The sequence below is a fragment of the Duganella phyllosphaerae genome, assembly GCF_001758785.1.
Classification (GTDB): domain Bacteria; phylum Pseudomonadota; class Gammaproteobacteria; order Burkholderiales; family Burkholderiaceae_D; genus Rugamonas; species Rugamonas phyllosphaerae.
This window is the reverse complement of sequence record NZ_LROM01000087.1, coordinates 132,961-146,131: the sequence shown is the minus strand read 5'-3', so window position 1 is coordinate 146,131 and position 13,171 is coordinate 132,961. Positions and strand designations below refer to the sequence as shown.

Genomic DNA, 13,171 nt, shown 5'->3' with positions numbered 1-13,171 from the left:
GAACGGAAAAAAAACATGCGCCTGCTTGGTCATTTTCGCAATTGCTCGCAGGGCACTGCGCTTGCAAAATGCCAAGCTACCCCGCAAGCGCACACAATAGCGCCCACCCACCGGAGACTCCATGCCTGCGCCCCTTCGCCCCCTATTCCTCGTCCTTTCTGCCCTGCTATCGGTGTCCGCCGCAGCGGCAAGCCGCACCAACATCACCGTTACCTCGCCCGATGGCCGCAACGCCGTCACCATCGACAGCGCCCAGCTGACCTGGTCGCTGGCCCGCGACGGCAAGCGCATCATCGAACCGTCGCCGCTGGGCCTGAAACTCGACCTCGGCGCCGTCGGCCGTGGTGCGCGCCTGGTGGACCAGCGCCAGACCACGGTGAACGACACCTGGCAGATCGTGCTGGGCAAGGCCAGCAGCGCGCCCGACCACTACCAGCAACTGGCCCTGACGTTTGACGCCAGCGCCACCTTAAAGTTCCAGCTGATCGTGCGCGCGTACGACAACGGCGTGGCGCTGCGCTACGTGGTGCCGGAACAGCAGGGCGTCAAAGCGCTGAGCGTGAAGTCGGAAGACACCCAATTCAACTTCGCGAAAGACTACGACTGCTGGGGCGCCAACATGGGCCGCTTCGACACCAGTTTCGAGGCCGAGTACGACCAGGTAAAAGCGTCGAAGATCCGTAACTTTCACAACGTCATGGCGCCGCTGGTGTGCAAGACCGGCGTGGGCCGCACCACGTTCGCGCTGGCCGAGTCGGACGTGAAGGACTACCCGGGCTTCTTCCTGTCGGGCCGGGGCGACGCCGGACTGGGCGTGGCGGTGACGCTGCCGCCGCGCTTCGACAACGACCGCGATTTCCGCTCGCGCAAGACGGTATCGGCCAGCGTGACGTTCAAGGGCGAAGGTTTTAAAACGCCGTGGCGCGTGGTGATGCTGGGCGACGCGCCCGGAGACCTGGCCGCCTCAACGCTGATCCCCACGCTGGCGGCGCCGTCGCGCATTGCCGACACCAGCTGGATCAAGCCGGGCAAGACGTCATGGGACTGGTGGAACGACTGGGACGTGAACATTCCCGATGCGGGCGTGAACACCGCCACCTACCGCGCCTTTGTCGATTTTTCAAAAGAGATGAAGCTCGACGACATCCTGATCGACGAGGGCTGGTCGGTGGGCAGCGATATCGAACCGAACCCGCAGGCCGACGTCACCCGCGCCAGGCCGGAGCTGGACATGCCGGCCTTGATGGCCTATGCGCGCGAACGCAACGTGGGCGTGTGGCTGTGGGTGCAGTGGCACCAGCTCGACCGCCAGATGGAGGCGGCGTTCAGGCAATACGCGGCCTGGGGCGTCAAGGGCATCAAGGTGGACTTCATGAACCGCAACGACCAGGAAATGGTGGACTGGTACCACAAGGTGCTGGCCAAGGCCGCCGAATACAAGCTGATGGTCAACCTGCACGGCGCCTATCCGCCCGATGGACTCAACCGCACCTGGCCCAACTACATCACGCAGGAGGGCGTGCTGGGCGCGGAAAACAACAAGTGGAGCGCACGCATCACCGCCACCCACAACGTCACCCTGCCCTTCACGCGCATGATCCTGGGGCCGATGGACTACACGCCCGGCGGCTTTCGCAACACCACCCCGGGCGGCTTCGTGGCCCGCAACCACGCGCCGATGGTGCTGACCACGCGCGGCCAGGCGGTGGCCATGTACGTGGTCTACGACAGCCCGCTGCAAATGGTGGCCGACGCGCCGGCTGCCTATAAAAACGCCGACGGCAGCTGGGCCGATGGCGCCGAATTCATTCAGCAGGTGCCAACCACCTGGGACGAGACCCGCATCGTGGCCGGCGACATCGGCCAGTACATCGTCTCGGCCCGCCGCAAGGGCGACACCTGGTACCTGGGTGCGATGACCAACGAGGCCGCGCGCACGGTCGAGGTACCGCTGGCCTTCCTGGGCCAAGGGAACTTCAAGGCGCAGGTGCTGGAAGACGGCAAGGACGCCGGCCACCTGCGCACCAGCACGCGCCGGGTCGCCAGCGGCCAGAGCCTGACCCTGAAGCTGGCGCCCTCGGGCGGTGCGGTCGCAGTCATCACGCCTTGATTGCGTCCTGGCTGCGCCTTGATCCGCCTGGCCGCGACACGTTTTGCGCCGGGCGGCTACAATGGTTGTCACAAGTTCGCCAACCGATAAGGAGATGTAACCATGAGTGATAACAGCGTCAAGATCGACATCGGCCTGTCCGAGAAAAGCCGTTCCGAGATCGCCGCCGGCCTGTCCGGCCTGCTGGCCGACAGCTACACCCTGTACCTGATGACCCATAACTTCCACTGGAACGTCAAGGGTCCCATGTTCAACTCGCTGCACCAGATGTTCATGGCCCAGTACACCGAGCAGTGGACGGCGCTCGACCTGATCGCCGAACGGATCCGCGCGCTGGGCTACCCGGCGCCGGGCACCTACGCCCAGTTCGTGCAACTGGCCACGATCAAGGAAGTGGAAGGCGTGCCAAAAGCGATGGAGATGGTGCGCCACCTGGTCAACGCCCAGGAAGCCACCGCCCGCACCGCGCGCAAGCTGCTGCCGCTGGTAGGCGAGGCCGACGACCAGCCAACCGCCGACCTGCTCACCCAGCGCCTCGACGTGCACGAAAAAACCGCGTGGATGCTGCGCAGCCTGCTGGAAGAATAAAACTTACCAGCACACCTTGCCGCAGGGGCAATCGCCCCCTGCGGCCTCAATTTTTAATTCCCTCCCGACATTTCCCCCTACTTTTGCTGTACGATACCTGACTCATCCGTCAATTAGCATGATTGACAACGTCGGATGCAAGGTTGTTTTTGCCACCCCGTTTCCAGGTGCTGCGAAAATCGTATATTTAGGGCAAGAGGATCAAGGCGTCTGCTTCCTTCGTGTCCCGATCTCTTGGAGACGGAATGGGAGCTTTGCCCCTACCAGTACAACGGCCTGCGGGCAAACTATTGGCAGTGCTGTGCATTGCCGCCGCAGTGGTTGCGGTCGGCGCCGAAACCTGGCGCTGGTCGCGCGCCGCGCTGCACCATGAACGCCCCGCCACCATCGTCCACACCGGCGCGCCAGTCACCGGCGTGACCGAACTGTCGCACGCCATCATTCCCATGCCCGAGGGGGTCCCGTCCGCCCATGCCAGCTCGCTCACCAGCCTGCCCGGCGGCGGCCTGGTGGCGTTCTGGTGGGCCGGCAGCCGCGAAAGCGGTCCCGATGTGAAGGTCTATGCCTCGCGCTGGGCCAACGGCAAGTGGAGCAAGAACTGGGAAGTGGCCAGCCGCGAATCGCTGGGCCGCGCGCTGGGCTTCGGCGTGCGCCGCATCGGCAACCCGGTCGCCTGGACCGCCGCAGACGGCACCCTGCACCTGTACGTGGTGGCCACGGGCCTGGGCGGCTGGGCCGCCGCGCGCGTGGTGCAAATGACATCGCACGACCAGGGCGCCACGTTTGCGGTCAAGCGGGTGCTGCCAATGTCGCCACTGTTCAATACCAGCACGCTGGTGCGCGCGGCGCCGGTGGCGCTGGCCGACGGCAGCTGGTGGCTGCCCGCGTATTTCGAGATCGGCTACAAGTATCCGATGCTGCTGTCGTTTAACGCCGACGGCGAGCCGCAGCGGATGACTCGTATCGGCACCCGCACCCAGTCGCTGCAACCGAGCCTGGTGTCGATCTCGCCGACCGAAGTGCGGGCCTGGATGCGCGACGACGGCGTCTCGCGCCGGGTGCAGCAGGCGGTCAGCCGCGACGGCGGCCAGACCTGGAGCGACCTCGATGCGACCGCGCTGTTCAACGACAGCACCGCGCTGTCGGTGCTGCGCCTGCCCAATGGCAGCCTGCTCATGCTGCACAACCGCGAAGACATCGACGGCAGCGCACGCAGCGCGCTCACCATTTCGCTGTCCACCGACGCGCGCACCTGGCGCCCGCTCATCGATGTCGTCGATGGCGAGGCCGGCGACGAATTCTCGTATCCCGCCATGTCCCTGGTGGTCGACCAGCTGCACATCACCTACACGTACCAGCGACGCGCCATCGCCCACCACCAGTACCGGATCAATCTGCAAGAGGAACCGAAATGAATTTGCCCGATCTCGCGCTGCAGATCGTCTATGGACGCCTGGCCTGGGGCCTGGTGATTGCCGCGCTGCTGCTGGCGGTGCTGCCAGCCGCCCTGCCACGCACCAAGCTGCTGATCATGGGCGCCTGCGTGGCGCTGACGGCGCTGCCCGGTGCGGCCTCGCCGGCCTACTGGCTCGCGCTGGCGTTCCAGTACCCGAGTGGCTTGCTGACCGGTTTCTGCATCATGGCGCTGCGCGCGCGCTGGCAGGGGCGCCCCGCGCGCTTTGCCATGCGCCGCAGCCTGGCGCTGGGCGTGGCGGCGGTGGGCCTGGTGCTGTATCTCGACACCTTCGGCGTGCTGGCACTGGGACTGTATTATGGCGGCTTCAGCCCGGTGGCCGCACCGCTGCTGGCCTGCGCGGCCGCCATCGGCTTCGCCATCAACGTGTGGCGTGGCCATGCCAACGCCGCCTCGGCGGCGATGCTGATCGCGGTGCTGCTGTTCTCGCTGTTGCGCCTGCCAACCGGCAACCTGTGGGACGCGCTGCTCGATCCGCTGCTGTGGTCCTGGTCGCTCGGCTCGGTGCTGGTGGCCGCCATGCGCATGCTGGCCGCGCGCCGGCGCCAGGCGCAGGCTGCGCCCGAGCTGGCGCCGGCAGCAGTAGCAGCCGCCGCCACCGTCACCGTCACCGCCGAATGATGATTACGCTATAAAAATCGATATAAACAGTATAAATAACCGAAGTTAGGAGCAGGTATGGTAAACAACAAGTGGTACGGTCACCCGGTCATCGTGGTGGGCATGCTGATCAACGTATTCGTGATGATCCTGGCGCTGGTGTGGGCCAATGATCCACCGGCGCTGTGGCGCCTGGTGGTGGAAGACGGCATCGTCGAATGGATGCAGTTCCTGTGCTTTGCCCTGCTGGCCGGCTTGCTGGGCTTCCTGGCGGTGGAACAGTGGCAGCGCACCCCGAAAGTGAACCTGCAACTGCTGGCCCTCGTCGGCCTGACGGCGCTGGTGGCGCTGGCCGCCCTGGAGGAAATCAGCTGGTTCCAGCGCATCCTCAATATCGCCTCGCCCGAGTTTTTCCTCGAAAATAACAAGCAGGCCGAAACCAACATCCACAACCTGGCCATGGGCAGTGGCAGCCTGCACAAGGTGCTGCTGCTGAAGATCATCGCCGTCGTCGGCCTGACCCACAACATCATCCTGCCGATCGTGGCGCGCAAGCGTCCGGGCGTGCAGCGCTGGGTGGAGAGCATGGGCCTGTACCTGCCGCCGCTGTGGCCATCGGTCATCTATATCGTGCTGGTGGCCATTTCGCACCTGACCATCGACCACCCGCGCAAAGGTGAACTGGGCGAGATGTTCGGCGCCGTGCACTACCTGGTCACCGTGTTCGCCGCCTACTACCTGGGCGCCAACTATGGCCGCCCGGCCGTGTTCCAGGACCAGCCCGATGCGCGCCGCGTCTCCACCCTGTTCTGCATGCTGCTGGTGTTCCTGCTCATGACCGGCTGGATGCTGTCGGCCGGCGCCGGCGCCGGCGCCTACATCGCCACCCATCCAGGTTTCGGAGCCGAATGATGCTGCGGCGTGCAGACACTTTCCTCCAGCGCAGCGGCGCCCGGCTTGCCCGCGTGACCAGCTGGGCCGGCCCGTACGCGGTGCTGGTACAGTTGCTGCTGCTCGGCGCCGCGCTGCTCACGCTCTCGCGCATCGGCCTCATGGCCTGGCAGTGGGACCGCGTGGCCGCCACCGGCATCGTCGGGCGCATCCTGGTGCAAGGCGTGCGCGCCGACCTGATTTTGCTCGGTTATCTGATCGCGCTGCCGCTGATGCTGGCGCCGCTGCTGGCCTATCAGAAAACGCTGCGCATCTGGAAAGCGGTGTCGGTCACCTGGGTGACCTTTGCCCTGATCTTCATCGTCTTCATGGAAGTGTCCACGCCGCAGTTCATCATGCAGTTCGACGTGCGTCCGAACCGGCTGTTCATCGAGTACCTGTCCTACCCGAGCGAAGTGATCGCCACGCTGTGGAACGGCTTCCGCATTGCGCTGGTGCTGGGCGTGCTGGCCACGATCGCTTTCACCATCGGTATCTACAAGCTGCTCAAGGCGGCATCGATCAACGTCACCACCTGGCGCGCCTGGAAGGTGCTGGCCGTGTGGCCGGTGCTGGTCGTGCTGGTGTTCGTGCAGATCCGCTCGACCACGGCCCACCGGCCCGCCAACCCGGCGCTGTTCGCGCTGTCCGGCGACTCGATGGTCAATTCCATCATCATCAATTCGCCATGGTCGGTGCTCGACGCCATCTACTCGATGAGCAAGGAAGCCAATTCGTCGGAGATCTACGGCGAGTACCCGCGCGACAAAGTGTTCGCCACCGTAAAAAGCGCGCCGTGGCTGCGTGACCTGAAGTTCACCAATCCCGAGCTGCCCACGCTGCACCAGCAGACCGCGTTTGTGCAACGCGAGCGCCCATTGAACCTGGTGATCGTGCTCGAGGAAAGCCTGGGCGCCACGTTCGTGAAATCGCTGGGCGGCCTGCCGGTCACGCCGGAGCTGGAAAAACTCAAGGGCGAAGGCTGGTGGTTCGACCAGCTGTACGCCACCGGCACCCGCTCGGTGCGCGGTATCGAGGCCGTGGTGGCAGGTTATGCGCCAACGCCGGCGCGCAGCGTGGTCAAGCTGTCGCTGGCCCAGCAAAACTTCTACACGCTGGCGCTGGGCCTGGGCCAGAAGGGTTACCACACCGAATTCGTGTACGGCGGCGAAGCGCACTTCGACAATATGCGCGGCTTTTTCACCGGTAACGGCTTCCAGAGCGTGGTCGATCGCAAGTCGATGAAGCCGGTGTTCGAAGGCAGCTGGGGCGCCTCGGACGAAGACCTGTTCGACAAGTCGCTCGAACGGCTGAAAACCCTGCATGCGGACGGCAAGCCGTTCTTCAGCCTGATCTTCACGTCGTCGAACCACGAGCCGTTCGAGTTCCCGGACGGCCGTATCAAGCTGCACGATCCGGAAAAACAGACGGTCAACAACGCCGTGCTCTACGCCGACTACGCGCTGGGTCGCTTCATCGCCCAAGCGAAAAAAGAGGCGTACTGGAAGGACACCGTGTTCCTGATCGTGGCCGACCACGACAACCGCGTGTACGGCGACAGCCTGGTGCCGATCAAGAAGTTCCACATCCCCGGCCTGATCCTCGGCGCCGATGTGCAGCCGAAGCGCATCAAGACCATCGCCAGCCAGGTCGACCTGGCGCCGACCTTGCTGTCCTTGATTGGCGTGTCGAGCGAGCACCCGATGATCGGCCGCGACCTGGCCCGCGACAGCGAGACCCCGGGCCGCGCCCTGATCCAGTTCGACAATTACTTTGCCTGGCTCGACGACAGCTCCGCCACCATCCTGCGCCCGGGCCAGGCGCCGCTACTGGGCGCCTACGACTTCGGCACCGGCGTGATGACACCGCAAACCACGGCGCCCGATCCGGCCAAGGTGGACCAGGCCATGTCGCACGTGATTTTGCCGTCGATTTTGTACCGGGAGCAGAAGTACAGGTTGGCGAAGTAACGCGCAGCCGCCACCACGCAAAAGCCCGCATCGCTGCGGGCTTTTTACGTTAAGGATCCAAGTAGATCAGACAACGGCTGATTTGCGTGGCCGTCCGCCCTTGGCGCCATTGGCCCTGGACGACTCCGCCTTCTTGTCGCTGCGCACCGTGCCCAGGACCGCAGCGACTTTTCTTCGTGCGAGATCGGCAGGGAGCGCGGCAGCGACCACACTGGGCAAGGCGAACGACAAGCTGGCGCGATCGAACAGCAAGCCATCGCCGCCGGGCGTCACATAGGGTTCGCAAAGATCGGCGTCGGCGTGACTGGCAAGAATGCTGTTTTGCCTCACGTCGAAGGTGATCGACAGGCCGTTCGTGTAGCCGATCGAGAGCATTTTATGCACGGCATCGAAATGGGCATGCACGGCGTAGGGGATGGCCAAGGCTTCCTTGCCGCGAGCAAGGGCTGCCTGATACTCGGCTTCGGAAATCAGGTTATCGTTCGTCATGATTGAATCTCCTCAACGGTAAAACTTCCATCCGTCCAGCAAAGACGCGCTACGACCGCAGCATTCTCGTACCGCGCCACTCCGGCACAAATCATGCCGTGCGCCGCACCGGGTCCGGCACCCAGGTACACTTTTCCGTTTGGCGCCCGGAACACCATGTGATTATCGAGGCACACAGTCTGCTGGGTAAGTCACCACTCGGCTCGACACACATCGAGATGAGCATGTAATTGCGAAGCTAATTCATTGAGCAACTTACTACTCGGTGCTTGACTCAATGGCTTCACATCCCACAGCGCAACGGCTGGCATCACCATCGAAAAACGCATGCGCGCAGTCCAATGATCGGCTCGGCAAACGAATGTGACATGCGGTGGACAATGATCGTTGGGCCAGATCCTGGCGCCAACTTTTTTTATGACTCCAGAGCATATTAACCTATCCTGTTAGGTTTTTCAACTTCTTTTGACCGGGTTATCTTGATATGCATCAACACAGCAACGCCAGGCGGGCAAATGCAGAGTTGAAGGCGCGGTTGCGAGGGTACAGGCGAATAACCGCGATGACCTTGATGCTCATCCAACCGATGAAAGTTGAAGGCGCTAACCGCCTGGCTGCGCCAACTTGGGAGCGTCGGCAGAACGCGGTAAAATGGCAAGTCGCACGCGACGGACATTTCCCCCTCGCAAAACCAGCACCTCCGCCCCACCGCACCACCGAAAACGAAACAATGACCACCGTTCCCGCCGAAATCAACGCAGCCGCCATCAAGAAAAGTCCGACCGAGAAGATCACGCCAATGATGGCCCAGTACCTGGGCATCAAGGAACAGCATCCGGACATGCTGGTGTTCTATCGCATGGGCGATTTCTACGAGCTGTTCCACGAGGATGCGGAAAAGGCGGCGCGCATATTGGGCATTACGCTGACCGCGCGCGGGTCGTCGGGCGGGCAGCCGATCAAGATGTGCGGCGTGCCGTTCCACTCGCTCGAAGGCTACCTGGCCAAGCTGGTGAAGATTGGCGAATCGTGCGCGATCTGCGAGCAGATCGGCGACCCGGCCACCAGCAAGGGGCCGGTCGAGCGCAAGGTGATGCGCGTGGTCACGCCGGGCACCTTGACCGACGCCGACCTGCTACCGGAAAAAGCCGAGCGGCCACTGCTGGCGATGTGCATCATCACCCAGCGCAAGGTGGCTACCGCCGGCCTGGCCTGGCTGTCGCTGGCCAGCGGCGCGCTGCGACTGATGGAGTTCTCGGGCGATGTCGCCACCGTCAACACGCGCATGCTGCAGGAGCTCGAGCGCATCGCCCCGGCCGAGGTGCTGCGCGGCGATAACGCCGACCTGTTCGAGGAAGCGCTCACGTGCCACGTCAACCGGGTGCCGGACTGGCATTTCGACGTGGTGAGCGGCCACAAGTCGCTGCTCGACCAGTTGTCGGTAGCAACCCTCACCGGCTTCGGCGCCGACAACCTGGGCGCCGCCTTTGGCGCGGCCGGCGCACTGCTGCGCTATGCGCAATCGACCCAGGGCCGTGGCCTGCAGCACGTGCGCACGCTCACCACCGAAACCGAGAATGAATTCATCGGCCTTGATGCCGCCACCCGCCGCAACCTGGAACTGACCGAGACCATCCGCGGCCAGGAATCGCCTACCCTGTTCTCGCTGCTCGATCACTGCCGCACGTCGATGGGTTCGCGCCTGCTGCGCCACTGGCTGCACCACGCGCGCCGCGACCAGGGCATCGCCCGTGCGCGCCACGCGGCCATTGCCGCGCTGGGCCAGGCCGATGTCACCGGCGCGCTGTCGCACACGCTGGCGCAGGTACCCGACATCGAACGCATCACCACGCGCATCGCGCTGTTGTCGGCGCGCCCGCGCGACCTGGCCAGCCTGCGCGACGGCTTGAAGCAGCTGCCGGCGCTGCGCCACGCGATGCAGCGCGCGCTGGCCGACGGCGGCCTGCTGGCGGCAATCCACCTGGATACCGCCACGCCCGAGGCCTGCCTCGACCTGCTGCACCGCGCCGTGGCGCTGGAACCGGCAGCGATGGTGCGCGACGGCGGCGTGTTCGCCCGTGGTTTCGACGCCGAACTCGATGAACTGCGCGCACTGTCGGAAAATGCCGGCCAATTCCTCGTCGACCTGGAAACGCGCGAGCGCGCCCGCACCGGCATCGCCAACCTGCGCGTGGAATACAACAAGGTCCACGGGTTCTATATCGAAGTGACCAACGGCCAGGCCACCAAGGTACCGGACGACTACCGCCGCCGCCAGACCCTGAAAAACTGCGAACGCTACATCACGCCGGAACTGAAGGCGTTCGAGGACAAGGCCCTGTCCGCACAGGACCGCGCGCTGGCGCGCGAGAAGATGCTGTACGACGTGCTGCTGGGCGACCTGGCGCCGTACATTGGCGAGCTGCAAACCATCGCCCGGGCGCTGGCGCAGCTGGACGTACTGGTCTCGCTCACCGACCACGCATTACGCAATAACTGGTGCGCGCCGCAGCTGGTCGACACCAGCTGCGTCAATATCGTCGAGGGCCGCCACCCGGTGGTGGAAAACCAGATCGAGCGCTTCATCGCCAACGACTGCCGCTTCGTCGACGAGCGCCGCCTGCTCTTGATCACCGGCCCCAACATGGGCGGTAAATCGACCTTCATGCGCCAGGTGGCGCTGATCGTGCTGCTGGCCTATGTGGGCAGCTATGTGCCGGCGGCCAGCGCGGCGATCGGCCCGATCGACCGCATCTTCACCCGCATCGGCGCGACCGACGACCTGGCCGGCGGCCGCTCCACCTTCATGGTCGAGATGACCGAAGCGGCGGCCATCCTCAACGGCGCCACCGCCAATTCGCTGGTGCTGATGGATGAAATCGGTCGGGGCACGTCCACCTTCGACGGCCTGGCGCTGGCGTGGGCCATCGCGCGCCACCTGATCGATACCAGCCGCAGCTTCACGCTGTTTGCCACCCATTATTTCGAACTGACGCAGCTGCCCGACAGTCACCCCACCGCTGCCAACGTCCACCTGTCGGCCGTGGAGCACAAGGACAGCATCGTGTTCCTGCACGCGGTGCAGGACGGCCCGGCCTCGCAAAGCTACGGCTTGCAGGTGGCGCAGCTGGCCGGCGTGCCGCAGCCCGTGATCAAGGCCGCGCGCAAGCACCTGGCGCGCCTCGAAGCGCAGGCGCTCGACGCCACGCCGCAACTGGACCTGTTTGCCACGCCTACCGCCGACGCCAACGACGACGCAGTGGCAGCGCCGGCAGCGGCGACCGTATCGCCAGCCATGCGCGAGCTGTTCGATGCGCTGGACGATCTCGATCCCGATGCATTGACCCCGCGCGAAGCGCTCGAGCAGCTGTACCAGCTCAAGCGCCTGACGGAGACGGCGCAGGCATGAAACACGCGGCGCGCGCAGCGGCAGGACATACAGCCCGGATCAGCCTTGCGCGGACCGTGCTGGCGCTGTCGCTCGCTGCCTGCGCCTTGTGGCTGTCACCTGTGCATGCCGAGAGCAAGCCGGGCTCGAAGTCCGAGGCCAGAGGGGAGGCCAAGGCGGGCAGCTTCCAGTTCGGCGTCGTCGGCCACTCGTTCAAAACCGGCGCCGACGAAACCGTGCTCAAGCGCGCCATTGCCGGCGCTACGCAGGGCAATCCCGCCTTCGTGGTGGCCACGGGCGTCAAAGCCGGCAGCGAGCCATGCAGCGACAAGCTGTACGCCAGCCGCTATGCCCTGCTCGATGCGTCGAGCGCACCGATGGTGGTGTCGCTGGCCGGCAGCGACTGGAGCGCCTGCCTCAATTCCGCTGGCCGCTCGAACGCCATCGACCGCCTGAACCGCCTGCGCGAACTGTTCTACCGCGACAGCGAAACGCTGGGCGCCAGGCGGCTGCCGGTCACCCGGCTGTCGAGCAGCGCCAAGTTCCGCAGCTATGCCGAGAACGCCCACTGGCAGGTGGGCAAGGTGCTGTTCGCCACCATCAACCTGCCGGCCAATAACAACCATTACCGCGCGGAAGCGGGCCGCAACAGCGAATACGAAGACCGCCTGGTGGCCAACCGCGCGTGGCTGCACCGGCTATTCAATCTGGCAGTGCGGCAGCAAATGGAAGGGCTGGTGCTGTTCTCCGATGGCGACGTGGGGCTGGAAGCGGAGCCGGGCTTTTCGCTGATGGCGCGCTTCGAATCGAAACGCGACGGCTTTGCCGAACCGCGCAAGCAGATCAAGACGCTGGCGTCAAAATTCAAGGGGAAGGTGTTGCTGGTCGATACGCAGATCGTCGAGGCGGCTGCAAAAGAGCCGTCGATCCACTGGCAGAACAACGTGGGGCATCTGAACCTGGCCGCCGACTGGACCGAGGTACGCGTGGCGCCAGCAAGCGCCACGCTGTTTGCCATCAAGGGCCCTGCCGAAACAGCGCCCTGATCGCTATTTAGTGAATCGGGTGGATCGCAACGTGATCGCCTTCTTCACCTTCATCATCGTCATGGCCGTGGTGGTGGCCATGGGCGCCGTGCACGTGGCCGTGGGCGATTTCTTCTTCGGTCGCTTCGCGCACTTCCGCCACTTCCAGCGAGAAACGCAGGGCCATGCCGGCCAGCGGGTGATTGCCGTCGAGAACAACCTTGTCGTCGGCGATGTCGGTGACGGTGAAGATCAGGGCTTCTTCGTCGCTGTCGCTATCGGGCGTGCCTTCGAATTGCATGCCGACTTCGAGCGGCTCCGGCAGGCGATTGCGTGGCTCGACCTTGACCAGGGCGGCGTCGTACTCGCCGAAAGCGTCTTCCGGTTCGATCTGGATGATGGAGGAGTAGCCGACTTCCTTGCCGTCGAGTTCTTCTTCGATTTTAGGCAGCGTGTTCTCGTAACCGCCGTGCAGGTAAACCATCGGCTGGCGGCCGTCTTCGATCAGATTGTCCTGGGCATCGGACAGTTTGTAATTCACAGTCACGACCGTGTTCTTGGCAATCTTCATTTTGCATTCCTTTCAGTTATTTACCC

At 64.3% G+C, this 13,171-nt stretch carries 10 protein-coding genes; 8 read left to right on the top strand and 2 right to left on the bottom strand.

All coding sequences use genetic code 11. The features are described 5' to 3' along the window. Positions 1 to 121 precede the first annotated feature (121 nt). The 6 genes from DUPY_RS13595 to DUPY_RS13570 all read left to right on the top strand — a co-directional run bounded on the left by DUPY_RS13595 (position 122) and on the right by DUPY_RS13570 (position 7,672). Positions 122 to 2,110, top strand: coding sequence for a glycoside hydrolase family 97 protein (locus tag DUPY_RS13595; protein ID WP_070248861.1), 1,989 nt, complete (start codon positions 122 to 124; stop codon positions 2,108 to 2,110). Between the two features lie 102 nt (positions 2,111 to 2,212). Continuing rightward, on the top strand, positions 2,213 to 2,698 hold the full coding sequence (locus tag DUPY_RS13590; protein WP_070248859.1) for a Dps family protein: 486 nt from the start codon (positions 2,213 to 2,215) through the stop codon (positions 2,696 to 2,698). Between the two features lie 245 nt (positions 2,699 to 2,943). Then, positions 2,944 to 4,113: a sialidase family protein gene (locus tag DUPY_RS13585; RefSeq protein WP_070248857.1), complete on the top strand. Its 1,170-nt coding sequence runs from the start codon at positions 2,944 to 2,946 to the stop codon at positions 4,111 to 4,113. Continuing rightward, entirely contained in the window at positions 4,110 to 4,793 is a 684-nt protein-coding gene (locus tag DUPY_RS13580) for a hypothetical protein (protein ID WP_070248855.1), read from the top strand. Before DUPY_RS13585 ends, DUPY_RS13580 begins: the two co-directional genes overlap by 4 nt. A gap of 57 nt (positions 4,794 to 4,850) precedes the next feature. Then, complete coding sequence (locus DUPY_RS13575; protein ID WP_070248853.1) at positions 4,851 to 5,684, top strand: hypothetical protein; 834 nt, start codon at positions 4,851 to 4,853, stop codon at positions 5,682 to 5,684. Further along, positions 5,684 to 7,672 (top strand): LTA synthase family protein, encoded by a 1,989-nt coding sequence (locus tag DUPY_RS13570; protein ID WP_084640711.1) that lies wholly within the window; start codon positions 5,684 to 5,686, stop codon positions 7,670 to 7,672. Before DUPY_RS13575 ends, DUPY_RS13570 begins: the two co-directional genes overlap by 1 nt. A 66-nt stretch (positions 7,673 to 7,738) precedes the next feature. Here the strand turns inward: DUPY_RS13570 and DUPY_RS13565 are convergent, their stop codons facing one another. Then, the gene (locus DUPY_RS13565) at positions 7,739 to 8,161 is read right to left on the bottom strand and encodes a hypothetical protein (RefSeq protein WP_070248851.1); all 423 of its coding nucleotides are present in this window, start codon (positions 8,159 to 8,161) and stop codon (positions 7,739 to 7,741) included. Positions 8,162 to 8,891: 730 nt separating this feature from the next. Here DUPY_RS13565 and mutS point away from each other — a divergent pair. Both mutS and DUPY_RS13555 read left to right on the top strand, forming a co-directional pair. Continuing rightward, positions 8,892 to 11,570, top strand: coding sequence for a DNA mismatch repair protein MutS (gene mutS, locus DUPY_RS13560; protein WP_070248849.1), 2,679 nt, complete (start codon positions 8,892 to 8,894; stop codon positions 11,568 to 11,570). Next, entirely contained in the window at positions 11,567 to 12,595 is a 1,029-nt protein-coding gene (locus DUPY_RS13555) for a hypothetical protein (RefSeq protein ID WP_070248846.1), read from the top strand. Before mutS ends, DUPY_RS13555 begins: the two co-directional genes overlap by 4 nt. Positions 12,596 to 12,602: 7 nt before the next feature. Here the strand turns inward: DUPY_RS13555 and DUPY_RS13550 are convergent, their stop codons facing one another. Further along, the gene (locus DUPY_RS13550; protein WP_070248844.1) at positions 12,603 to 13,145 is read right to left on the bottom strand and encodes an FKBP-type peptidyl-prolyl cis-trans isomerase; all 543 of its coding nucleotides are present in this window, start codon (positions 13,143 to 13,145) and stop codon (positions 12,603 to 12,605) included. Positions 13,146 to 13,171 lie beyond the last annotated feature (26 nt).

Coding starts and splice junctions, on each gene's coding strand:
- DUPY_RS13595 (WP_070248861.1), top strand. CDS start 122: ATGCCTGCGCCCCTTCGCCCCCTATTCCTCGTCCTTTCTGCCCTGCTA.
- DUPY_RS13590 (WP_070248859.1), top strand. CDS start 2,213: ATGAGTGATAACAGCGTCAAGATCGACATCGGCCTGTCCGAGAAAAGC.
- DUPY_RS13585 (WP_070248857.1), top strand. CDS start 2,944: ATGGGAGCTTTGCCCCTACCAGTACAACGGCCTGCGGGCAAACTATTG.
- DUPY_RS13580 (WP_070248855.1), top strand. CDS start 4,110: ATGAATTTGCCCGATCTCGCGCTGCAGATCGTCTATGGACGCCTGGCC.
- DUPY_RS13575 (WP_070248853.1), top strand. CDS start 4,851: ATGGTAAACAACAAGTGGTACGGTCACCCGGTCATCGTGGTGGGCATG.
- DUPY_RS13570 (WP_084640711.1), top strand. CDS start 5,684: ATGCTGCGGCGTGCAGACACTTTCCTCCAGCGCAGCGGCGCCCGGCTT.
- DUPY_RS13565 (WP_070248851.1), bottom strand. CDS start 8,161: ATGACGAACGATAACCTGATTTCCGAAGCCGAGTATCAGGCAGCCCTT.
- mutS (WP_070248849.1), top strand. CDS start 8,892: ATGACCACCGTTCCCGCCGAAATCAACGCAGCCGCCATCAAGAAAAGT.
- DUPY_RS13555 (WP_070248846.1), top strand. CDS start 11,567: ATGAAACACGCGGCGCGCGCAGCGGCAGGACATACAGCCCGGATCAGC.
- DUPY_RS13550 (WP_070248844.1), bottom strand. CDS start 13,145: ATGAAGATTGCCAAGAACACGGTCGTGACTGTGAATTACAAACTGTCC.